Here is a 20375-nt window from a genome sequence, read left to right on the forward strand (position 1 = left end):
CATCATATGCCTTGGAGCAATCAGAGCGGCGGTGGAAACGGTGGCGGCTGGAAGGGCGGCGGCGGGGGCGGCCCCTGGGGCCAGGGCCCCGGCAACCAGCCCCCCGATCTCGAGGAGATGCTGAAGCGCAGCCAGGACCGCATGAAGCAGGTCATGCACGGCGGCGGCGTTCCCGGCCCGCTGGCATTCCTGGCGGCCGTGGTGGCGGCGGCGGTGGTCGCCTGGTACGCCTTCTTCTTCCGCGTCGACCCGGACGAGCTCGGCGTCGTCATGCGCTTCGGCGAGTTCGTGCGCCAGGAGCCGCCGGGCCTGCACTTCCGCTATCCCTATCCGATCGAGGAGGTCGTGCGCCCGAAGGTGACGCGCCAGAACATCATCGAGATCGGCATGCGGTCGGCTTCCTTCGAGCGCGGCTTCGGCGGCGCGGGCGTGCAGGACGTCAAGGAAGAGAGCCTGATGCTGACCGGCGACGAGAACACGGTCGACATCGACTTCGTCGTCTACTGGCGCATCAAGGATGCCGCACAATACCTGTTCAACATCCAGAACCCCGACAACACGGTGAAGGAAGTGGCCGAGAGCGCCATGCGCGAGGTGGTCGGGCAATCGAACATCCAGCCCATCCTGACGGAAGCCCGCGCAAAGACGGAAACCGCCGTGCTCAACCTCATCCAGCAAACGCTGGACGGCTACCAGGCCGGAATCCAGATCGACCAGGTGACACTGCAGAAGGTGGACCCGCCGGGCGACGTGATCGACGCCTTCCGCGATGTGCAGGCGGCACGCGCCGACAAGGAGCGCCTGCAGAACGAGGCGTTCGCCTATGCCAACAAGGTGGTGCCGGAAGCACGCGGCGAGGCGGAGCGTATTCTCCAGGCCGCCGAAGGCTTCAAACAAGGGACGGTCGCGGAAGCGCAGGGCCAGACGGCGCGCTTCCTCAGCGTCTATGACGAATACAAGAAGGCGCCCGAGGTGACGCGCAAGCGCATCTTCCTCGAGACCATGGAGCGCGTGTTCGAAGGGACCGACAAAGTGATCATCGACGGCAAGAGTGGCCAGGGCGTTGTGCCCTACCTGCCGCTGGATCAGCTCCAGCGCCGTCCGCAGCCCACTGAGGGAGGCAACTGATCATGCGCGCATTCCTCCTCTTCCTCGTCATCCTGCTCGGCGCCGCCGCTGCGGCCGTCTATGCCTCAGCCTTCATCGTGCACCAGAACGAGCAGGCGCTCGTGCTCGAGTTCGGCAAGCCGAAGCGCGTCGTTCAGCAACCCGGCTTGCACTGGAAGCTGCCGCTGGTCGAGACGGTCGACATCTTCGACAAGCGCATCCTCGATCTCGACACGCAGGCACAGGAGGTCACGGCCTCCGACCAGAAGCGCCTGATCGTCGACGCCTTCGCGCGCTACAAGATCGTCGATCCGCTCAAGTTCTACCAGACGCTGCGCTTCGAGGGCGCGGTGCGCTCGCGGCTCGGCCCGATCGTCGAATCGGCGCTGCGCCGTGCGCTCGGCGCCTCGACGTTCCAGGACGTCGTGCGCGACAAGCGCGAGCAGCTCATGAAGCAGATCGCCAACAATGTGAACGAGGAAGGGCGCGACTTCGGTCTCGAGGTCGTCGACGTCCGCATCAAGCGGGCCGACCTTCCCGAGCAGAACCAGAAGAGCGTGTTCGACCGCATGCGCGCCGAGCGCCAGCGCGAAGCGGCCGAGGTCCGCGCCCAGGGCACGGGGGAAGCAAACCGCATCAGGGGCACCGCCGACCGCGAGGTCACGGTCATCAAGGCGGAGGCGACGCGCAAGGGCGAGGAGCTGCGCGGCCAGGGTGAGGCCGAGCGCAACAAGATCTTCGCCGAGGCGTTCGGGCGCGATCCCGACTTCTTCGCCTTCTACCGCTCGATGCAGGCCTACGAGCAAGGCCTCAAGGCCGGTGACACGCGTCTCGTGATCTCGCCCGACACGGACTTCTTCAGATACTTCTCAGACCCGCTGGGGGCCGCCGCGCCGAAGCAATGAGCGATCTCATTGTCGCCTTTGGACTGGTGCTCGTGATCGAGGGGCTGCTTTGGGCACTCTCGCCCGCGCTCGGGCGCCATCTTCTGGCCACGGCCGCGGCCACGCCGGAGGATAGCCTGCGCAAGGCCGGCTGGGTGGCCGTCGCCGTCGGCGCCCTCGTCATCTGGTTGGTCAGGGGGTAACGGCGCCTGGCGGGAGGCGGCATGCAGCGCCGGCCTACAGGTCAGAACCCGGCGCGGCTGGCCGCGTTGACAGCCCACCGGCGATCTCACACTGTGAACTGGACCGGAAACGCCACGGTCGGAAGGAGCACCCATGTTCATGACCCTCGCGCAACGCGCCGCGGCTCTCCTCGGCCGGATAACGGCCCCCGCCCTCACGGCGCTTGCCGTGACCGCGCTCGCGACGCTGGGGGGTGCCGGGGCAAATCCGGCTGCCGCGCAGCAGCGCGGGCCGCAATCGATCGCGCCGGTCGCCGAGAAGCTCATCGACGCGGTGGTCAACATCTCGACCAGCCAGATCGCCAAGGGTCCCGAAGGCGTGCCGTTGCCGCAGGTTCCGAAGGGCTCGCCGTTCGAAGACTTCTTCGAGGACTTCTTCAACAAGAGGGGCGGACGGGTTCCGCCATCCGAGCGCAAGGTCTCCTCGCTCGGCTCCGGCTTCGTCATCGACGGGGTCGAGGGCCTCGTGGTCACCAACAATCACGTCATCGAGGGGGCCGACGAGATCATCGTCAACTTCCACGACGGATCGAAGCTCAAGGTCGACAAGGTGATCGGCCGCGATACCAAGACCGACCTCGCGCTGCTCAAGGTGACGCCGAAGAAGCCGCTCACGGCGGTGGGCTTCGGGTCGTCTGCCAACCTCAAGGTCGGCGACTGGGTGATGGCTATCGGCAATCCGTTCGGTCTCGGCGGCTCGGTGACGGTCGGCATCATCTCGGCCAAGCAGCGCGACATCAACGCCGGCCCCTACGATGACTTCCTGCAGACGGACGCAGCCATCAACAAGGGCAACTCGGGTGGTCCGCTGTTCAACATGGACGGCGATGTCGTTGGCGTGAACACCGCCATCATCTCGCCCACCGGAGGCTCGATCGGCATCGGCTTCGCGGTGCCCGCGGACACCGTGACCATGGTGATCTCGCAGCTTAAGGAGTTCGGCGCCATGCGCCGCGGCTGGCTCGGCGTCAAGATCCAGTCGATCAGCGAGGACATCGGCGAGAGCCTCGGCGTGCCGGAGAACTCCGGTGCGCTGGTGGCCGGCGTGACGCCTGACTCGCCTGCAGCCAAGGGCGGCGTCGAGGCGGGCGACGTGATCCTGAAGTTCGACGGCAAGGACGTCACCACCATGCGCGGGCTGCCGAAGCTCGTGGCGCAGGCGCAGATCGGCAAGGCGGTCGAGGTGGAGGTGCTGCGGCAGGGACAGCGGAAGATACTCTCCGTCACGGTCGGCATGCTCGACGACGAGGAGGGCAAGCCGGAGCCGGCGGCGGAGGGCGGCAGCGAGACGACGCCCGCGCCCTCGACATCGGTGCTCGGGCTGGTGCTCGCGCCCCTGACCGACGAGGCGCGGAGCCGCTACGGTTTCGATGCCAAGATCAACGGCGTCATCGTCAACGACATCGACCCCTCGAGCCAGGCCGCCACCAAGAACATCCGGCCGGGCGACGTGATCACGGAAGCCCAGCAGGAGCCGGTGCGCGAGATCAAGGACGTCGAGGCCGCCATCGAGAAGGTCAAGAAATCGGGTGGCAAGAGCGTGCTGCTGCTGGTGGAGGACGCGAAGGGCGACACGCGCTTTGTCGCTATTCCGTTCTGAGACGAACGCGTCCGCGCTGTGCTAGGCTCATGCGCTTCGCCGTGCTCAGAAAGCGGATGAGGAGGACAGGTTGTCCGATAGCCATTCCCTGCTCGATACCATCGCCGACAGCCTGGCCCCCGTGCATCGCGACGGGCACAAGTTCATCGCCATCGCGCTCGTCGTCACGCTGCTCCTGTTCCTCATCTGGTCGCCGCTCGGCTGGATCGCGGCGCTGATCACGGCGTGGATCATCTATTTCTTCCGCGACCCCGACCGCGTGACGCCGTTGCGCGACGGGCTCGTCATCGCGCCCGCAGACGGCAAGGTGTCGCTCATCGAAAGCGTGCGGCCGCCCGCCGAGCTCGAGCTCGGCGACGAGGAGCGGGTGCGCGTCTCGATCTTCCTCTCGGTGTTCGACGTGCATATCCAGCGCGCGCCAGTCGCGGGACGCATCATCCGCTCGCTCTATATCCCGGGCGCGTTCCTCAACGCAGCCCTCGACAAGGCGTCGGAGGAGAACGAGCGGCGCGCCATCGTCATCGAGACGGCGACCGGAACAAAGGTCGGCGTGGTGCAGATCGCGGGACTGGTCGCCAGGCGCATCGTAACGCTGGCGGCCGAGGGCGACAGCGTGGGCGTCGGCGAGAGGTTCGGGCTGATCCGGTTCGGGTCGCGGGTGGACACCTATCTGCCGCCGGGCGCGTTCGCGGCCGTCGCGGTCGGGCAGCGGGCGATCGGCGGCGAGACGGTGCTCGCGGACCTGAGATCGACGGAGCCCGAGCGCGAGGCGCGGCGGCACTGATTTGTTGGGACCAATGATCACGCCTCGCGCTGATAGGGCACGAGGCGATCATGGTCCGAGGAGGGTGAGATGGACCCGATCGTACCGCAACTCGAGAAACACACGCGCATCAGGCGCAGGCGGCGCATGTTCAGCCACGCGCGCATCCCCGTGCGCATGATGGTGCCGAACTTCTTCACGCTGCTGGGGCTCTGCGCGGGGCTCACCTCGATCCGCATGTCGATCGAGGGGCGCTACGACTTCGCGCTGGCCGCCATCGTGTTCGCGGCGCTGTTGGACGGGCTCGACGGGCGCATCGCGCGGCTGCTCAAGGCGTCGTCGCGGTTCGGCGCCGAGCTCGACAGCCTCGCCGACTTCGTCAACTTCGGCGTGGCGCCGGCCATCATGATCTTCACCTGGGGCCTCGGCGAGCACAGGAGCCTCGGGTGGATCGCCGTGATGCTGTTCGCGCTCGCTTCCGCGCTGCGGCTCGCTCGCTTCAACACGCTCATCGACGACGAGCGGCCGAAGTGGCAGTCGGACTTCTTCCAGGGCGTGCCGACGCCAGCGGCGGCCATCATCGTGCTGTTGCCGATCTATCTCGCGCAGCTCGGCCTCGATCTCCGCTCCTCGCCGGTGCTGCTCAACCTCGTGCTCGCCTACGTCATCCTGGTCGGGCTGATGATGGTATCGATCCTGCCCACCTACTCCGGCAAGCTGCTCGGCGAGCGGATCGGCCGCGAGTGGGTGCTTCCGCTCTTCATCTTGTCCATCGCGGCGGTGGCCTGCCTCATCACCTATCCCTATCCGACGCTCACCATCGCCTCGGTTGGCTACCTCGCCGCCCTGCCGTGGACCTGGCGGCGATTCCGGCAGCTCGAGCAGCTTCATACCGCCGGAGCAGCGGCAACAGGCCCCTCGTCCTCGACCACCTCCGCGCCTGGACCGACGGGCAATGCGACGCCTCCGGATGGCATGCGGACGGCGCCGCCGCGGGTGGTCGAGATCCGGCCCGGCGAGCAGAAGCGGTAGCGGTGCGTTAGACGGCGCCGGATGCCGCCTGACCCTGGGTCCCGGCTCTGCGCATCGCTGCGCGACGCTTGGTCCGGATGAAAGTGTGCCTACCCGTGTCATACCGGCTGAGCCGCGAGAGGCGGGACACAGGGGCCGCATATGTTCATTGGCCGCAACTCCGCCTGACCCGCCACCGGTCGAGCCGTGGCCGGAGGGCTACGCACCGATGATCCCTAAGCGCTCCGTCGTGCAAGCGGCGGGACAGCCTTGATGTTTTCCCCTACATTTCCGCCGCCGGGAGCATCTTTTTTTTGGGGGTATTGCGTCATGGCCGAAGCCGCATCGAAACCGTCCAGCGCGTGGCGGAAGCGTCTGGATTACGTCCTCGGTCGCAACATGATGATCGGCGTCGCCTCGCTGATGCTGCTGTTCCTCTCCGGCTACGCGACCTGGCACGGCATGCGGGACTTCATCATCGGCGTCTCGGATACGCCGACTGACGCCGGCTCCATGTCGATCCCCAACGACGTGCTCGTGATCGGCGTCGTCGTGGCGCTCACCTTCCTGATGTGGCTCGCTTTGCGCGAGACGTTCGGCGCCGGACGCGATTTCAGCGACCGCATGATCATGTTCGTGCTCTATGTCTTCCTCGCCATCTGGTCGATCGGCTTCGGCTACGGCTTCTGGTGGAGCCTGATCTCCGGCTCGGAGGCGACGCGCACAGGTCTCTCGGGTCTCCAGGAGGACGCACGCGATGCGAGCGCGGTGGTCGCCGCACGGCTCGATGCCGTCCGGTCGCAACTCGACAACGTCGTCTCATGGTCGGAAAGCCAGATGGCGCGCGAGGAGACCAGCGGAGGAAGCTGCGGCACGGCTTCGGGGGCGGGCCGCGGGCCGCTTTACAACGCGCGGCGCGGTGTCAGGGATTCCGTCGCAACCCTGCGCGACGGCATGGTGCGATCCTGGCTCGAGCCGGTGCAGGCCGAGGTGGAGCAGCTCCGCCAGAGCGCGCAATCGCTTGCGGGCTCGAGCCTCGAGGAACGGCAACGCAACTTCGAGCAGATGGCTTCGCAGATCCGCGGCTCGGCACGCAACATCGCTGCGCGCTCGAACGAACTCGGCAAGTCAACGGCGGCAGAGATGCGGGCGCTCGCGGAGTCGGTCTCGGTGCCGCCTGGCCAGCCCGGCTTCTCGTGCTACGACCCAACTCTGGCGCAACGCCTCACCCAGGCGGCCGACCAGGCCGACCAGCCGGCGGAAGTGAAGCTCCGCGACGCGGCGTTCAGCGAAGGCCCCGCCGGCGTCGCCAACGCCGTGAAGAACCTCTGGAAGAACCTTGGCGCCTACGGCTACAGCCTCGGCCACTTCATATTCACGCTGGGCTCCGAGCCCGCAACGACGACGGAGACCGGCGAACCCATCACGGGGCGTGACCTGATCGCGCTGCTCGCCTCGATCGGTATCGACTTCGGGCTCCTGGTGCTCGCAATCCTCAACCCGCCGGCGCGGCGCCCGGAGATGGCGGGCGACAAGCGGCGTGCGATCCAGGCCGCGATCGCGACGGCGATAGCGCGTGCGCCGGACGCGGACATCGAATGGGTGCGGCGCCACTTCATCTATCACAAGACGCACTCCTATCTCGTGATCCCCAACCTCTATAGCTGCGACTCCGAGACCGAGGGCGCGAAGGCGCTGGCCATGAACCAGCTCGCAGGCGTGCTCGACGATCTCGATCTCGTGGAATGGCCGAAGCCCGGCTTCCTGAAGCTGACCAAGAGCGAGCTGCAGAAGCTCAAGGACGAAGAGGCGCTGGCGAGCGATACCGACCTCACTGCGATCCGAAAGGACTGGCTCGACAAGCACGGCAAGACCAGCGGGCCCGACTCGGAGGCGCGTGATGCAGCGACGCGGGATGCGGCAGCGCTGCGCAACCACGGGCTGTTCTCGAAGGCGGAGTAGGCCCTGACCATCGCCGGATGGAGCGACGGAGCGCGGCGCGATATCGAGGTGTATCGTCTGGTCGACGTCGAGGGCCTGACGCCGATCCTGGACGTGCTCAACGACTGGGGCGACAGCCCCTCCTCAGACAAAAAGGACGAGCAAAGCGCCTGACCTCAGCGCTGAATGTTCGGCCGCAGCAGGCGCTCGCGAAGGGCGAGACGCGGATTGGTGGGGGCGGGCTCCGCGGGAGGCTCGGGCGTACGCGGAGCCGGCGGCGGCTCGCCGCGTGCGGCAGGAGGCGGCGTCGGGATCGGCTGGCCGGCGGGTGCGGCGCGCGGAATCTCGGATGACGCGGGCGGGCGACGCAGCAGCGGCTCGCGCGCGGGAGCAACAGCGGGAGGCTGCTCGCCAGGCGGGGGCTGGGCCGCGGGCTGCGGGGCGCGACGGCTCACGAACTCGCTCACCTCGCGCTCGATCGCCGCGCGGTCCAGGGGCCGGCGCTCGACGGTAGGCTCCGGTGCTCCTTCGCCGCCTGTGGGCCTCGATGCCGGCGGCGGCTCGCTGCGGCGGGGCAGCCCCATCGATGCCGGCAGGCTCACCGACTCGGCGAAGAGCTGGGCCTGCGCCGCGCTGTCGAGCTGTCCGCAGACGCCGGCTGCGCGCCAGCGGTCGATCACGCCCTCGAGGAAGCTCTCGTCGCCGAGCGATTCCTGCCATTTTTCGGAGAACTGGGCCGTCGTCGAGCGCGGCAGGGCGTGGGCCGGCATCTCGTCGAACTTGATGCGGACCGGGATCGGCACGCCGTCGCCGAAGGCGATCGCCTCGCGGGCGCCCAACGCCGGCAGGAACTCGATCAGCCCGGTGCCGGTGTCCATGACGGCGGAGGCGACGATCGCCTGGTCGCGCTCGTTCGACATGCGCAGCGCGAAAACGGTGTTGCACTGGGAGAGGATGGTCGGATCGATCTCGGCCGGGCGCTGCGTCACGATGCACAGCGAGGCCCCGTACTTGCGGCCCTCCTTGGCGATCTTGGCGATGGCGCGCTTGCATGGCTCGAAGCCCACGTTCGCATTGAGCGGCACGTAGCGGTGTGCCTCCTCGCAGACGACCGTGATCGGGATCTTGCCTTCGCCCCACAATGCGAAGTCGAAGGCCATGCGGCAGAGCACGGAGACGACGACGTTCACCACCTCGGGCGGCAGCCCGGTGAGCTCGATGATGGTTATCGGCTTGCCGTTCACGGGACCGCGGAAGATGCGCGACAGCACCTGCACCATGCTGTCGAACACCGTGACGGAGCCGAACATGAAGCCGTAGCGGCGATCCTGAACGAAGGTCTCGATGCGCGTCTTGAGCTGGCGGTAGGGCGCGAGATCCTTGCGGTTCTCGAGCTTGCCCATGCGCTCGTCGATCAGGTTGGTCAGATCGGAGATGCGGTAGGGCACAGGCGTGTCGACCGTGAATCTCGTGCCGTCGAGCCCGGGCTTGCGCAGCTTCTGCGCGTCTTGCGATGCGCGTCCGATGCTGTAGCGCGCTTTCGCAAGCGGGATCAGATCCTGAAGGATCTCGATCTCCGCCTTGCGCTCGGGGTCGCCGACCAGAACCTCGATCGCCTCCTCGAAATTCAAGAGCCACAGCGGGAGCTGCAGCGTGCGCGGCGAGATCACCTCGGCGCGGTCGCCGAAGGCCGTCGCATACTCGTTATGCGGGTCGAGCAGCACGATGTGGGCGTTGGGATTGCGCTCCAGGATGGCGCGGAAGATCAGGGCGGTCGAGCAGGACTTGCCGGTTCCTGTCGTGCCGAGAATGGCGAAATGCTTGCCGAGCAGCTCGTCGACCCGGATCATGGCCGGGATCGAGGGCTCCTGGCGGATCGATCCGATGCGCACCGTGTCGCGCTCGTTGCCCGTATAGGTGAGCTGCAGCTCGTACTTGGTGGCAAAGCGCACGCGGTCGCCGAGCGTCGGATAGGTCGACGTGCCGCGATGAAAGGCGACCGGCTTGCCGTCGGCACCCTTGGCCAGCTCGCCGACGAGGCCGAGCTCGGCAATGCGGAGCTCCTGCTCGCTTCCGTGCGCGGGAAGCGGAACGCTCAGCGCCGAGACGGTGGCCAGCACCGTCACGTTACCGGTATCAATGGCGAGCAGCGTGCCCATCTCCGGGCGGTCGGCCTTGTTGCGCGGATCGTTCTCGTGGGTCACGTCCAGGAGCAGGATGGCCTTGGATCCCGTCACCGACGCGATGCGGCCGATGGAACGCGGCAGCACGTGGTACTGAGGCTCTCTTGCGGTGACGCCCGTTTGCATCGTCTCAAATCCGATCTAGAGGACCGCCCCGTTGCCGAACACGGCGTCGCGCGCCTCGATCGGCGAAATCTGATGCGCAGGAGGCAGCTTGACGGTCACGTCGGTGCCCTTGTCCTTGACGCTGGTGATCAGCAGCTCGCCGCCGTGCAGCTCGACGAGCGACTTGGCGATGGTAAGGCCGAGCCCCGCGCCCTCACGCCAGCGGGTGCGTGCGCGGTCCACTTGGCCGAACGGCTCGAGCGCGACGCTGACTTCGTCCGGCGTCATGCCGATGCCGTTGTCGCGCACCGAGACCATCACGCCGCCGTTGCCCTGCTCCAGCACCTCCACGGTGACCGTGCCGCCGCTCGGCGTGAACTTGATGGCGTTCGTGATGAGATTGGTGAAGATCTGGCCGAGCTTGGTGTCGTCGCCGCGCACGAGGGGCAGCGAGAAGGCGATGCGCGGCGCAAGCTCGACGCCTGCCTCCGCAGCGAGCGTCCGCGCGGCGGCGAGGCAGTCGCGCAGCACGACGGCAATGTCGACCTCGAAGGCATCGAGCGCATAGGTGCCGCTCTGGATCTTCGAGATGTCGAGGATGTCATTGATGACCGCGAGCAGGTGCTCGGCGGAATCGTTGATGAGGCTCGCGTACTGGACGATCTCATCATTCGAGAGCGGACGTGTCGCATGCTCGCGCAGGAGCTTCGAGAAGCCGAGCACGGTGTTGAGCGGCGTGCGCAGCTCATGGCTCATGTTGGCGATGAACTCGGACTTGACGCGGTTGGCCAGCTCCGCCTCGAGGCGTGCCTGGCGCTCGGCCACGCGCGTGCGCTGACGCAGGACGGCGTCGCCGACCAGCGCCGCGTATTCCTGCATCAGGGTGTTCGCTTTGCCCTTGCCAAAGTCGCCTTTGAGCATGTCGACCGAACGCCAAAACTCCCAATTGCCCTGCCACGGTAGAGACCATTGGATAAGGCGTGGTTAATCTGCATCTATTGCTCGTTAGAGGAACAATGGACCCCCGGAGGCCCCCGTAATCCGTTGTTTTCGGGCCGGGCTTGGGCTTTGATGCAGGCCGCATGCAACCCGGAGCGCAGCAAAGGGAGACCGCCCGATGGATCGTCGCGAGTTCCTGATCACCAGCGGCGGAGCTGCGGTTGCAGCCACCTCGTCCACAGCGTTGGCCGAAGAAGCTGCGCCCGTTCAGGGGGTTGCGCCCTACTCCGGACATCGCACCCTGCTCAGGCTCTCCATGCCGTGGACGGACGCGCCCCAGGGGCCGGCCGACAGCGTGCGCCGCCTCGCGCAGCGGATCGAGGCCATGACCGAGGGTCGCTACCGGATCGAGGTTGCGGCCCAGGCGGGGAGCCCGGCGGCCGACGCCGACCTCGTACACGGCCCGGCCCATGATTTTGCCCCGCTGCACCCGGCCTTCGCCTATTTCGCGGGGCTGCCGGGCTCGGCTGGGCTCGGCGCCCAGGACCTTGCGCATTGGGTCGCCGTCGGCGGCGGCCAGATGCTCTGGGACGAGCTCGCCGGCAGCCACGGCTGGAAGCCGCTGCTCGCCGGGCATATGGGCGATGCGCCTCCGCTCTGGTCGCGGGAGCCGATCACGAGCCTCAAGGATCTTGCCGGGCAGCGCGTCTCGGCGCCCGGCCTCGGCGCCGACGTTGCGCGGGCGCTCGGCGCGGAGGCCCACACGGCGCTCGCGCCGGACGAGGCCGCGCGCGCGCTCGCGGACGGATCGGTATTCGCGGCAGAGACCGGCGACCTTGCGACCAGCTTGGCGACTGGAGTTCCGCAGGCCGCCCGGCATGCGACCGGCCAGGGGCTCAACGGGCGCGGCACCGCCCTCGCGCTCAGCATCCGGCTGCCGGTGTGGGAACGTCTTTCCGAGGGCGACAAGGCCATCTTCGCGGCGGCGGCGGCCGAGGCCTTCCAGGTGTCGCTGGCGGAGGCGCGCGCGCATGCCGGGCTCGCGCGGCAGGTGATCGAGACGCGCTTCGGCGTCACCTTCGCGCCAAGGCCCGCCGATGTCGCAGACGCGCTCGACCGGGTGGCCGAAGCGACGATTGCCCATGTCGCGGGGCGCGACGCGCTCGCTGCCCGCATCGATCAAAGCTATATGGCATTCCGCAGCATGCTGTCCGGAACGCCCGCACCACGGCGCTCACCCACCGTCGTATAGAATGTATATCGAATGGGAGGGTCGGCGCGCCCGATCGCGCCGTCTTCGACCCCTTCAGCACTATTTCTTGACGAGCGCGTCGCGGATTTCGCGCAGGTAGACCTCCGACGGCGAGGGCGCGGGCTCTTCGGCGGCCGCCGGCTTCTGGAACTTGTTGATGGCGCGGATCAGGAGGAAGATCGCGGCCGCCGTGATCAGGAACTTGAACACCGCGTTGAGGAACAGGCCGTACTTGATCTCGACGCCATCGCCCGTGGGCGTGGGCAGTGTAATCGCGAGTTCGCTGAAGTCTATTCCGGCCAGGATGTAGCCGATCGGCGGCATAACGATATTCTCGACCAGGGTCGAGACAATGGGGGCAAAGGCCGCGCCTATGATCACGCCGACTGCGAGGTCGATCACGTTGCCTCGCATTGCAAATTCCTTGAATTCGGACAGTATCGACATTCTCAGGTTTCCTTCGGTCAGTCACAATCCGACTCGCTCGGAGCCGTGGGCCGATGCTAGGGGAGCTCCGGCGGGGTCGTAAACCGGCAATTCGGCCAACGACGCGGGCTCGCCGCCTCAATGGAACCACAAGTCGGACGCACCTCAAGGCAAGGCGCAAAGCGGGGAGACCGATACATTCATGATCGAACGGCGAGAGCGAAAACCATATTGGCGGCATACGAAGTGGCAGATGCTTGCGAGCCTGGTGCCGTTCCTGACGGTCATCCTGGTGCTGCCGCTCTACGCCGATCGCCTCAACTCGAGCAAATTCATGGGCTTTCCCCTCGGCTACTTCCTCTGTCTGCACGGTCTGGTGCTGATCGCCGTCATCACCGTTGCGAGCTTCGTCAACCGGCAGGACGCCATCGATCACTGGCACGGTGCGCATGAGGATGCTTGACGGGCCGGGACGCCGGGGCCGCATGCGCGGCCGGGGGGAGCGCTAGGCCATGCCGTTCTCGCACCGGACCGGCTACGTCAATCCCCGCCTCGGGACCTATTTCGGCATCTTCATGAGCGCGTTCGTCGCGCTCGCGTTGATGACGCTGATCCTTGAGGGTCTGGGCGTCGAAGACGATATGCTGCGGCTCACGATGTTCCTCGGGCCCATCGCTCTCTACGTGGCCATCGGGGTCGCGGCGTACACACGCGAGCCAATCGACTATTTCGCTGCCGGACGGCGCGTGCCGGCGTTCTACACCGGGCTCGTTCTGGCTCAGACCGCGCTCGGAGCGACCGGGCTCGTGGCGCTGACGGGCGCTTTCTTCCTGATCGGATTCGACGCGCTCTGCCTCGTCATCGGCGGACTCGCGGGCTTCGTGGTCATGGCGGTGATGCTGGCACCGTTCTTCCGCAAGTTCGGCGCCTTTACCGTGCCGAGCTACCTCGGCAAGCGCTTCGACAGCCGGGTGCTGAGGCTGCTCGCAGGCGGCGTGCTGGCTGTACCCATGCTGCTGGTGATGGCGGCCGAGCTCAGGATCGGGGCCCAGGCAGCCATGTGGTTTCATCCGATATCGCAATCGCTTGCGGTCATGATGCTGGTGGCGGTGGTGGTGCTCACGATCGCGGCGGGCGGCATGCGCTCTCTCGCGTGGTCGTCGGCGGCCCAGAGCATCGCCGCGCTGATCGCGCTGCTGGTGCCCGTCGCCATCGTCGCCGTGATCGTCACCAACCTGCCGTTTCCGGTCCTGTCGGCGGGGCCGGTGCTGCGGACCGTCGGGCGCGCGGAGGCGGCGCAGGGCCTGCCTATCATCCTGCCGCCGCTGCTGGCGTTCGACATGCCGGGCGAGGGCCTGGAACCGCTTGCCAAGCGGTTCTCCGACGCCTTCGGCAGCGTGGGGCCGCTGGCGTTCGTGATCGTCACGCTGTCGCTGCTCTCCGGGCTCGCGAGCGCGCCGTGGCTCCTGCCGCGCGTCGCCGGCACGCCCGGCGTCTACGAGGCGCGCAAGTCACTCGGCTGGGCCACCTTCCTGTTCGGCGTCGCGATGATGGTCATCGGCTCCATCGCCATCTTCATGCGCGACTACCTGACGGACATCGTGACGGCTGCAGGCCCGGTGCGGTTCCCGGAATGGTTCGAGGCGCTGCAGGCGCGCGGCATCCTCGCCGTCGCCACCGACGGCAACCGGCCGACGCTCGCGAGCTTCTCCATGAGCCGCGACGACGTGCTGCTCAGCCTGCCGATCGCGGCGGAGCTGCCGGCGGCGGTCATCTACCTCGCGGCGGGCGGCGTGGTTGCCGCGGCGCTGGCGACGGCCGGGGCGGTCGCGCTGGCGCTCGGCAACATCCTGGCCGAAGACATCATCTATGGCCTGAGCTGGGCGCCGGTACGGCCCGGCTCGCGGCTCATCGTGTCGCGCGTGGCGCTCGGGGCTGCGGCGGCGCTCGCCGGCCTGATCGCGCTCGCGGCGCCGACGGATCCCCTTAAGCTCGTCCTGTGGGCCATTGCGCTCACCGGCGCCTCCGCGTTTCCCGTGCTTGTGCTCTCCATCTGGTGGAAGCGGCTCAACGCCTTCGGCGCGGCGGCGGGGATCGCGACCGGGTTCGGCGTCACGGTGCTCGCCATCATTGCGGGCGAGGCGGGGCTCACGGGCACCGACGGGGCGCTGGCCGCCGCCATCGGACTGCCGGCCGGCGCGGTCGCCACCATCGCGGTGGCGCTGGCCACGCCCGGCCCGCCGCGCAACTTGCTCGAGCTCGTGCGCGATATCCGCGTGCCGGGCGGCGAGATCCTCTACGATCGCGAGATGCGCCACCAGCGCAGGAAGAAGATCTAGTGTCCCGATTCCGAAGTTCGCCAGAGTTCGCGGCTATGTGGGCGAGCGAACTTCGGAATCATAAGGGACACTAGAATCATAGACTTGCTAGTGTGATTCAGATCGAGAAATTCGCTCGGAGCCCTGCTTGATGTGGCGAATTTCTCGATCATCACACTAGAGACCGCCTGCAGCGCGCGCCTCGGCACGGAAGATCAAGCGGATTGGAAGGCCAATGTCGTCCCGAGACCGTCTCACCGCCTATCCCCCGCGCGAGCTCTTCAACGAGGGATTCCTCGATACGGGCGATGGGCACTCCATCTACTTCGCCGAGTGCGGGAACCCGCAGGGCGCCCCGGCGCTGATCGTGCACGGCGGCCCCGGGGGCGGCTGCAATCCGGCCATGCGCCGCTTCCACGATCCGCGGCACTACCGCATCATCCTTCTCGACCAGCGCGGATGCGGCCGCTCCATGCCCAACGCCGCGATAGAGAACAACACGACCTGGGACCTGGTCGCGGACATGGAGCGGTTGAGGCATCATCTCGGGCTCGAGCGCTGGCAGCTCTTCGGCGGGTCGTGGGGCTCGACGCTTTCGCTCGCCTACGCCGTCACGCATCCCGAGCGTGTCACGGCCCTAGTGCTGCGCGGGATCTTTCTGCTGCGGCGCAGCGAGCTCGCCTGGTTCTACCAGGACGGGGCCAGTGCGCTCTTCCCCGAGGCGTGGGAGGCGTTCGAGCGCGTCATCTCGCCGGAGGAGCGCGGCGACATGATCAGCGCCTACTACAGACGCCTCACCGATCCGGATCCTCGCGTGCACATGCCCGCTGCCGAGGCGTGGAGCGTGTGGGAAGGCACGACGCTGTCGCTGATCGAGGATCCGGTGCGCGTGCGCTCGTTCGCCAATCCCGGCTATGCGCTCGCGTTCGCCCGCATCGAATGCCACTACTTCATGAACCACGGCTTCTTCTCCACGGACGGCGCGTTGCTGAAGCAAGCCCACCGCCTGGCCGCCATCCCCGGCGTCATCGTGCACGGCCGCTACGACGTGGTGACGCCGGTCCGCAACGCCTGGGACCTCAAGAAGGTGTGGCCATCTGCCGAGTTGCGTATCGTCCCTGACGCGGGGCATGCCATGACCGAGCCCGGCATCATCCACGAGCTGGTCCGCGCGACGTCGCATTTCCGCGACCGCGGGACGGCACCGAGTTGCTAGGTCTCGTTCGCCAAGCCCCGCGATGGGGCTGGCTCGACCGCACCCGGGGTGGGTAGAGTAAATCGGCACCGGACAGTCCGGGCCGTGGATGCCCCGCGCCTCCCATTCGAGCTCCTTCGATTGATGCCGAAAGAGATCCGCCGAACCATTGCCATCGCCGACAAGAACCCGGTGGTCCGCACCGGGCTCGTCGACATCATCGCGCGCGATGGGCGCTTCATGGTCACGGCCGCCGTCTCGACAGGGGGAGCATTCCTCGAGCTGATCGAGACGCAGACGGCCGATATCGCGATCATCGGCTGGGCGCTCCCCGACATGACGGGCGGCGATGTTCTCGCCGAGCTCAAGAAGCGGCACGTGGAGGTGCGAACCATCGTCTACACGGGCGAGCCCGGCGCGGACGTTCTGCGCCGCACCATCAAGGCCGGCGCCTGGGGCTTCATGTCCAAGAGCGACGAGCCCGAGGTTCTGCTCGAGACGATCTCATCGGTCTCGCACGGCCGCGTCTCGTTCCCGTATGTGGATATGGAGGCGGCCAGCAAGGATCCGCTGGACGTGCTCACCGTGCGCGAGCGCGAGCTGCTGGCGGCGCTGGCAGACGGATGGTCCAACCTGCAGATCGCCGCGCGCATCGGCATTTCACGCAACACCGTGAAATACCACCTCAAGAACCTTTACGATAAGCTCAACGTCAACAACCGCGCCATGGCGGTGGCGCTGTTCATGGCCCAGCAGACCAATCGCGACCTGCGCTGAGGCGCGTGGGAAACTGAATTTGCCGCAGGGTGGGTAGGCGGAAACTACCCAACTGGGCAATTCCCACTGCGGTCGTCACGGCTCATAAGCCTACCCAGGAGATTTTCTGCTGTCGCCCCTCTGGGTGTTGCGCGCGATCGGGGAGCTGTTAGGAGTTGCAGCCGAGAGGCGTTCAATTCCTGTTCCGCCGATCATGTCCGGGGCATCCACGACGAACAGCAGACGCGAAGCTTACGCAGGCGGGGTCAGCCCTTCTGCGAGGCATCGCGGCGGTTTCGGCTGGCGCTGCGCGGTCGAGACGCTAAGCTTGGGGCAAAAACTCGAACGCCAGACTGGAGGAGACGCATATGACCCAATTGGTGACGCCACACCTTTTCATTCCAGGTCCGACCAACATTCCCGACGCCGTCCGCATGGCCATGAACCTGCCCATGGAGGACATGCGCAGCCCCGAGTTCCCGAAGTTCACGCTGCCGATCTTCGAAGACCTGAAGAAGGTCTTCAAGATGAAGGACGGACGCGTCTTCATCTTCCCGTCGTCGGGCACCGGCGCCTGGGAATCGACGATCGAGAACACGCTCGCTGTCGGCGACAAGGTGCTGATGAGCCGCTTCGGACAGTTCTCGCTGCTGTGGGTCGACATGGCCGAGCGCCTCGGCCTCAAGGTCGAGCTCTGTGACGAGGAGTGGGGCACGGGCGTTCCGCTCGAGAAGTACGCCGACATCCTGGCCAAGGACAAGAACCACGAGATCAAGGCCGTCTTCGCCACGCACAACGAGACGGCGACCGGCGTTACTTCCGACATCGCCGGCGTGCGCAAGGCGCTCGACGCCGCGAAGCACCCGGCGCTGCTCTTCGTCGACGGCGTGTCGTCGGTCGGCTCGATCGACATGCGCATGGGCGAGTGGGGCGTGGACGCCTGCGTCTCGGGCTCGCAGAAGGGCTTCATGCTGCCCACCGGCCTCGGCATCCTGGCCGTGTCGCAGAAGGCGCTCGACGCCAACAAGAGCCTCAACGGCCGCATGAACCGCTGCTTCTTCTCCTGGGAAGACATGATCAAGACCAACGATCAGGGCTACTTCCCCTATACCCCGGCGACGCAGCTCATCCGCGGCCTGCGTGCTTCGCTCGACCTCATCAACGCCGAGGGGCTCGACAACGTGTTCGCCCGCCACACGCGCCTCGCCACCGGCGTGCGCGCCGCCGTCGACGCCTGGGGCCTCAAGCTCTGCGCGAAGGAGCCCAAGTGGCACTCCGACACGGTGTCAGCCATCCTGGTTCCCGAGGGCATCGACAGCGCCAACGTCGTGAAGACGGCCTACTACCGCTACAACACGTCGCTCGGCGTCGGCCTCAACAAGGTCGCCGGCCGCGTGTTCCGCATCGGCCACCTCGGCGCACTCGACGAGGTGATGATCGGTGGCGTGCTGTTCGCGGTCGAGATGGCGCTCAAGGACAGCGGCGTGGATGTCAAGCTCGGCTCCGGCACGGGCGCGGCAGCCGAGTACTTCAGCAAGACGGCGACGAAGCCGGCGCTGTCCAAAGCTGCTTGATCTTGAGGGCGGCGCGTTCAGCGCGCTGCCCTTGCTCATTTCACGGGTTCGATCGCGAGGGTCTGCGGCTGCGGCCGGTTCGGACAAGCCCGAAGTGTCTCAAAAAAACATCTTAACGCATAAGGAAACGTTCCGATGAGCTTCACTCTCTATCCGCTCAAGAAGCAGCGCCTTCAGCGCTCCGAGCTCGCTGTGCCGGGCTCGAACCCGACCATGATCGAGAAGGCGCTGACCAGCGCCGCGGACTACGTGTTCCTCGATTGCGAAGACGCGGTGGCGCCGCCCGACAAGGAGCAGGCGAGGAAGAACATCATCCAGGCGCTCAACGATCTCGACTGGCAGGGCGCCGGCAAGACGGTCTCGGTGCGCATCAACGGCCTCGACACACACTACTGCTACCGCGACGTGGTCGACATCCTGGAGCAGGCCGGCGCCAAGCTCGACACCATCCTGATCCCGAAGGTCGGCGTGGCGGCCGACGTCTACGCTATCGAGGCGCTGATCAGCCAGATCGAGGTGGCCAAGGGCTACACCAACAAGGTCGCCACCGAGGCCCTCATCGAGACGCCGCTCGGCATGGCGAACGTCGAATCCATCGCCGCCGCGCCGAGCCGGCTCGAGGCCATGCACTTCGGCGTCGCCGACTATGCCGCCTTCAACAAGGCGCGCACGGTCGTTATCGGCGGTCTCAACCCGGACTACCCGGGTGACCAGTGGCACTTCGCGCTGTCGCGCATGACGGTCGCCTGTCGCGCTTTCGGCCTGCGGCCGATCGACGGCCCGTTCGGCGACTTCTCGGATCCCGCTGGTTATACCGCTGGCGCCAAGCGCGCGGCGGCTCTCGGCATCGAGGGCAAGTGGGCCATCCATCCCTCGCAGATCGAGCTCGCCAACGAGGTGTTCTCGCCCACCGCCAAGGAGGTCGAGCGCGCCGAGCGCATCATCGCCGCGCTCAAGGAAGCCGAGGCGCAGGGCAAGGGCGCAGCCTCGCTCGACGGCAAGATGATCGACGCGGCCTCGGAGAAGATGGCGAAGAACCTCATCGCAACGGCCGGCTCCATCAAGGCGTCGGCCGCCGCACGGGCAAAGTAAGAAAAAGAAGCGACAGGAAACCGCAATCCCCCCAAGGAGGTCCACATGGACATTCACGAGTACCAAGCAAAGGAGCTTCTCGCGAAGTTCGGCGTGCCCGTTCCTCGCGGCGGGCTTGCCTACAGCCCCGAGCAGGCCGTCTATCGCGCGCATGAGCTCGGTGGCCAGCGTTGGGTGGTGAAGGCGCAGATCCACTCGGGTGCGCGCGGCAAGGCCGGCGGCATCAAGATCTGCAAGCAGGAAAGCGAGGTCGAGGCGGCTGCAGAGGGCCTGCTCGGCAAGAAGCTGGTGACGAACCAGACCGGCCCGGGAGGCAAGCTCGTCTCGCGCCTCTACGTCGAGGAAGCCACCGACATCGACAAGGAGATCTATCTCTCCTTCGTCATGGACCGCGCGGCCGAGCGCATCGTCGTCGTCTCGTCGGCTGCAGGCGGCATGGACATCGAGGAAATCTCGCACAGCCAGCCCGACACTATCATCAAGGTGGCGGTCGCTCAGGCCGTCGGCATGCAGGCGTTCCAGGCGCGCGAGGTCGCGTTCGGCCTCGGAGTCGACCCGGACCTGATCAGCAAGCTCGAGCGCGTCATCCTCGGCTGCTACCGCGCCTTCCGCGACCTCGATGCCTCGATGCTCGAGATCAACCCGCTCGTCATCACCAAGCAGAAGGCCGTGGTGGCGCTCGACGCCAAGATGAGCTTCGACGAGAACGCCCTGTTCCGCCGCCCGCAGATCGCGGAACTGCGCGACAAGAGCCAGGAGGACCCGCGCGAGACCTACGCCAACGACCGCGGCCTCTCCTACGTCGGCCTCGACGGCGACATCGGCTGCATCGTGAACGGCGCGGGCCTCGCCATGGCCACGCTCGACATGATCAAGCTTGCGGGCGGTGAGCCTGCGAACTTCCTCGACATCGGCGGCGGCGCTTCTCCGGAGCGCGTCACCAAGTCGTTCAAGGCGGTGCTGCGCGACAAGAACGTCAAGGCGATC

The 20375-nt window shown here is 66.9% G+C and carries 18 protein-coding genes; 15 read left to right on the forward strand and 3 right to left on the reverse strand.

Translation table 11 applies throughout. The features are described from left to right. Window positions 1-6 precede the first annotated feature (6 nt). The 7 genes from hflK (at window position 7) to IT540_RS15465 (ending at window position 7569) form a co-directional block, all read left to right on the forward strand. Window positions 7-1128, forward strand: coding sequence for an FtsH protease activity modulator HflK (gene hflK, locus IT540_RS15435; protein ID WP_291179865.1), 1122 nt, complete (start codon window positions 7-9; stop codon window positions 1126-1128). A 2-nt stretch (window positions 1129-1130) separates the two neighbouring features. Continuing rightward, complete coding sequence (hflC, locus tag IT540_RS15440) at window positions 1131-2012, forward strand: protease modulator HflC (protein WP_291179811.1); 882 nt, start codon at window positions 1131-1133, stop codon at window positions 2010-2012. Beyond that, window positions 2009-2194, forward strand: coding sequence for a DUF2065 domain-containing protein (locus IT540_RS15445; protein WP_291179814.1), 186 nt, complete (start codon window positions 2009-2011; stop codon window positions 2192-2194). The genes hflC and IT540_RS15445 overlap by 4 nt, the downstream gene beginning before the upstream one ends. 133 nt (window positions 2195-2327) lie before the next feature. Beyond that, complete coding sequence (locus IT540_RS15450; protein ID WP_291179816.1) at window positions 2328-3833, forward strand: Do family serine endopeptidase; 1506 nt, start codon at window positions 2328-2330, stop codon at window positions 3831-3833. 70 nt (window positions 3834-3903) lie between these two features. Beyond that, window positions 3904-4617 carry a phosphatidylserine decarboxylase gene (locus IT540_RS15455; RefSeq protein ID WP_291179819.1) on the forward strand — a complete coding sequence of 238 codons (714 nt, stop codon included), beginning with the start codon at window positions 3904-3906 and terminating at the stop codon, window positions 4615-4617. A gap of 69 nt (window positions 4618-4686) precedes the next feature. Further along, window positions 4687-5628 (forward strand): phosphatidylcholine/phosphatidylserine synthase, encoded by a 942-nt coding sequence (locus IT540_RS15460; RefSeq protein WP_291179822.1) that lies wholly within the window; start codon window positions 4687-4689, stop codon window positions 5626-5628. Window positions 5629-5937: 309 nt separating this feature from the next. After that, window positions 5938-7569 carry a hypothetical protein gene (locus IT540_RS15465; RefSeq protein ID WP_291179826.1) on the forward strand — a complete coding sequence of 544 codons (1632 nt, stop codon included), beginning with the start codon at window positions 5938-5940 and terminating at the stop codon, window positions 7567-7569. A 155-nt stretch (window positions 7570-7724) separates the two neighbouring features. Here the strand turns inward: IT540_RS15465 and IT540_RS15470 are convergent, their stop codons facing one another. Both IT540_RS15470 and IT540_RS15475 read right to left on the reverse strand, forming a co-directional pair. Continuing rightward, window positions 7725-9857 (reverse strand): DUF87 domain-containing protein, encoded by a 2133-nt coding sequence (locus IT540_RS15470; protein WP_291179829.1) that lies wholly within the window; start codon window positions 9855-9857, stop codon window positions 7725-7727. Window positions 9858-9872: 15 nt separating this feature from the next. Continuing rightward, on the reverse strand, window positions 9873-10757 hold the full coding sequence (locus tag IT540_RS15475; protein WP_291179832.1) for a HAMP domain-containing sensor histidine kinase: 885 nt from the start codon (window positions 10755-10757) through the stop codon (window positions 9873-9875). Window positions 10758-10953: 196 nt separating this feature from the next. On the opposite strand from IT540_RS15475, the gene IT540_RS15480 reads away from it, so the two are divergent. Continuing rightward, window positions 10954-12027 (forward strand): hypothetical protein, encoded by a 1074-nt coding sequence (locus tag IT540_RS15480; RefSeq protein WP_291179835.1) that lies wholly within the window; start codon window positions 10954-10956, stop codon window positions 12025-12027. Window positions 12028-12087: 60 nt separating this feature from the next. Here IT540_RS15480 and mscL read toward each other — a convergent pair whose 3' ends face one another. Next, window positions 12088-12474, reverse strand: a complete 387-nt coding sequence (gene mscL / locus IT540_RS15485; protein WP_291179839.1) for a large-conductance mechanosensitive channel protein MscL — start codon at window positions 12472-12474, stop codon at window positions 12088-12090. A gap of 181 nt (window positions 12475-12655) precedes the next feature. Here mscL and IT540_RS15490 point away from each other — a divergent pair, with 181 nt between their 5' ends. The 7 genes from IT540_RS15490 to sucC all read left to right on the forward strand — a co-directional run. Beyond that, window positions 12656-12916, forward strand: a complete 261-nt coding sequence (locus IT540_RS15490; RefSeq protein WP_291179842.1) for a DUF4212 domain-containing protein — start codon at window positions 12656-12658, stop codon at window positions 12914-12916. A gap of 49 nt (window positions 12917-12965) precedes the next feature. Further along, window positions 12966-14792 carry a sodium:solute symporter gene (locus tag IT540_RS15495; RefSeq protein ID WP_291179846.1) on the forward strand — a complete coding sequence of 609 codons (1827 nt, stop codon included), beginning with the start codon at window positions 12966-12968 and terminating at the stop codon, window positions 14790-14792. A 214-nt stretch (window positions 14793-15006) separates the two neighbouring features. Then, on the forward strand, window positions 15007-15987 hold the full coding sequence (gene pip, locus IT540_RS15500; protein ID WP_291179849.1) for a prolyl aminopeptidase: 981 nt from the start codon (window positions 15007-15009) through the stop codon (window positions 15985-15987). Between the two features lie 123 nt (window positions 15988-16110). Then, window positions 16111-16743: a response regulator transcription factor gene (locus IT540_RS15505; RefSeq protein ID WP_291179852.1), complete on the forward strand. Its 633-nt coding sequence runs from the start codon at window positions 16111-16113 to the stop codon at window positions 16741-16743. Between the two features lie 347 nt (window positions 16744-17090). After that, a complete protein-coding gene (locus IT540_RS15510) occupies window positions 17091-18296 on the forward strand; it encodes an aminotransferase class V-fold PLP-dependent enzyme (RefSeq protein WP_291179856.1) in 1206 nt (401 codons plus the stop codon). Between the two features lie 135 nt (window positions 18297-18431). Beyond that, on the forward strand, window positions 18432-19388 hold the full coding sequence (locus IT540_RS15515; protein ID WP_291179859.1) for a CoA ester lyase: 957 nt from the start codon (window positions 18432-18434) through the stop codon (window positions 19386-19388). A 45-nt stretch (window positions 19389-19433) separates the two neighbouring features. Further along, window positions 19434-20375, forward strand: a 942-nt coding sequence (gene sucC, locus IT540_RS15520; RefSeq protein ID WP_291179862.1) for an ADP-forming succinate--CoA ligase subunit beta, incomplete at its 3' end; no start/stop codon positions are given.

This window comes from Hyphomicrobium sp., from assembly GCF_020852195.1.
Lineage (GTDB): Bacteria > Pseudomonadota > Alphaproteobacteria > Rhizobiales > Hyphomicrobiaceae > Hyphomicrobium_C.

Excerpts from the sequence above, each read along its gene's own strand:
- hflK (WP_291179865.1), top strand. The coding sequence starts at position 7 with ATGCCTTGGAGCAATCAGAGCGGCGGTGGAAACGGTGGCGGCTGGAAG.
- hflC (WP_291179811.1), top strand. The coding sequence starts at position 1,131 with ATGCGCGCATTCCTCCTCTTCCTCGTCATCCTGCTCGGCGCCGCCGCT.
- IT540_RS15445 (WP_291179814.1), top strand. The coding sequence starts at position 2,009 with ATGAGCGATCTCATTGTCGCCTTTGGACTGGTGCTCGTGATCGAGGGG.
- IT540_RS15450 (WP_291179816.1), top strand. The coding sequence starts at position 2,328 with ATGTTCATGACCCTCGCGCAACGCGCCGCGGCTCTCCTCGGCCGGATA.
- IT540_RS15460 (WP_291179822.1), top strand. The coding sequence starts at position 4,687 with ATGGACCCGATCGTACCGCAACTCGAGAAACACACGCGCATCAGGCGC.
- IT540_RS15465 (WP_291179826.1), top strand. The coding sequence starts at position 5,938 with ATGGCCGAAGCCGCATCGAAACCGTCCAGCGCGTGGCGGAAGCGTCTG.
- IT540_RS15470 (WP_291179829.1), bottom strand. The coding sequence starts at position 9,857 with ATGCAAACGGGCGTCACCGCAAGAGAGCCTCAGTACCACGTGCTGCCG.
- IT540_RS15475 (WP_291179832.1), bottom strand. The coding sequence starts at position 10,757 with ATGCTCAAAGGCGACTTTGGCAAGGGCAAAGCGAACACCCTGATGCAG.
- IT540_RS15480 (WP_291179835.1), top strand. The coding sequence starts at position 10,954 with ATGGATCGTCGCGAGTTCCTGATCACCAGCGGCGGAGCTGCGGTTGCA.
- mscL (WP_291179839.1), bottom strand. The coding sequence starts at position 12,474 with ATGTCGATACTGTCCGAATTCAAGGAATTTGCAATGCGAGGCAACGTG.
- IT540_RS15490 (WP_291179842.1), top strand. The coding sequence starts at position 12,656 with ATGATCGAACGGCGAGAGCGAAAACCATATTGGCGGCATACGAAGTGG.
- IT540_RS15495 (WP_291179846.1), top strand. The coding sequence starts at position 12,966 with ATGCCGTTCTCGCACCGGACCGGCTACGTCAATCCCCGCCTCGGGACC.
- pip (WP_291179849.1), top strand. The coding sequence starts at position 15,007 with ATGTCGTCCCGAGACCGTCTCACCGCCTATCCCCCGCGCGAGCTCTTC.
- IT540_RS15505 (WP_291179852.1), top strand. The coding sequence starts at position 16,111 with ATGCCGAAAGAGATCCGCCGAACCATTGCCATCGCCGACAAGAACCCG.
- IT540_RS15510 (WP_291179856.1), top strand. The coding sequence starts at position 17,091 with ATGACCCAATTGGTGACGCCACACCTTTTCATTCCAGGTCCGACCAAC.
- IT540_RS15515 (WP_291179859.1), top strand. The coding sequence starts at position 18,432 with ATGAGCTTCACTCTCTATCCGCTCAAGAAGCAGCGCCTTCAGCGCTCC.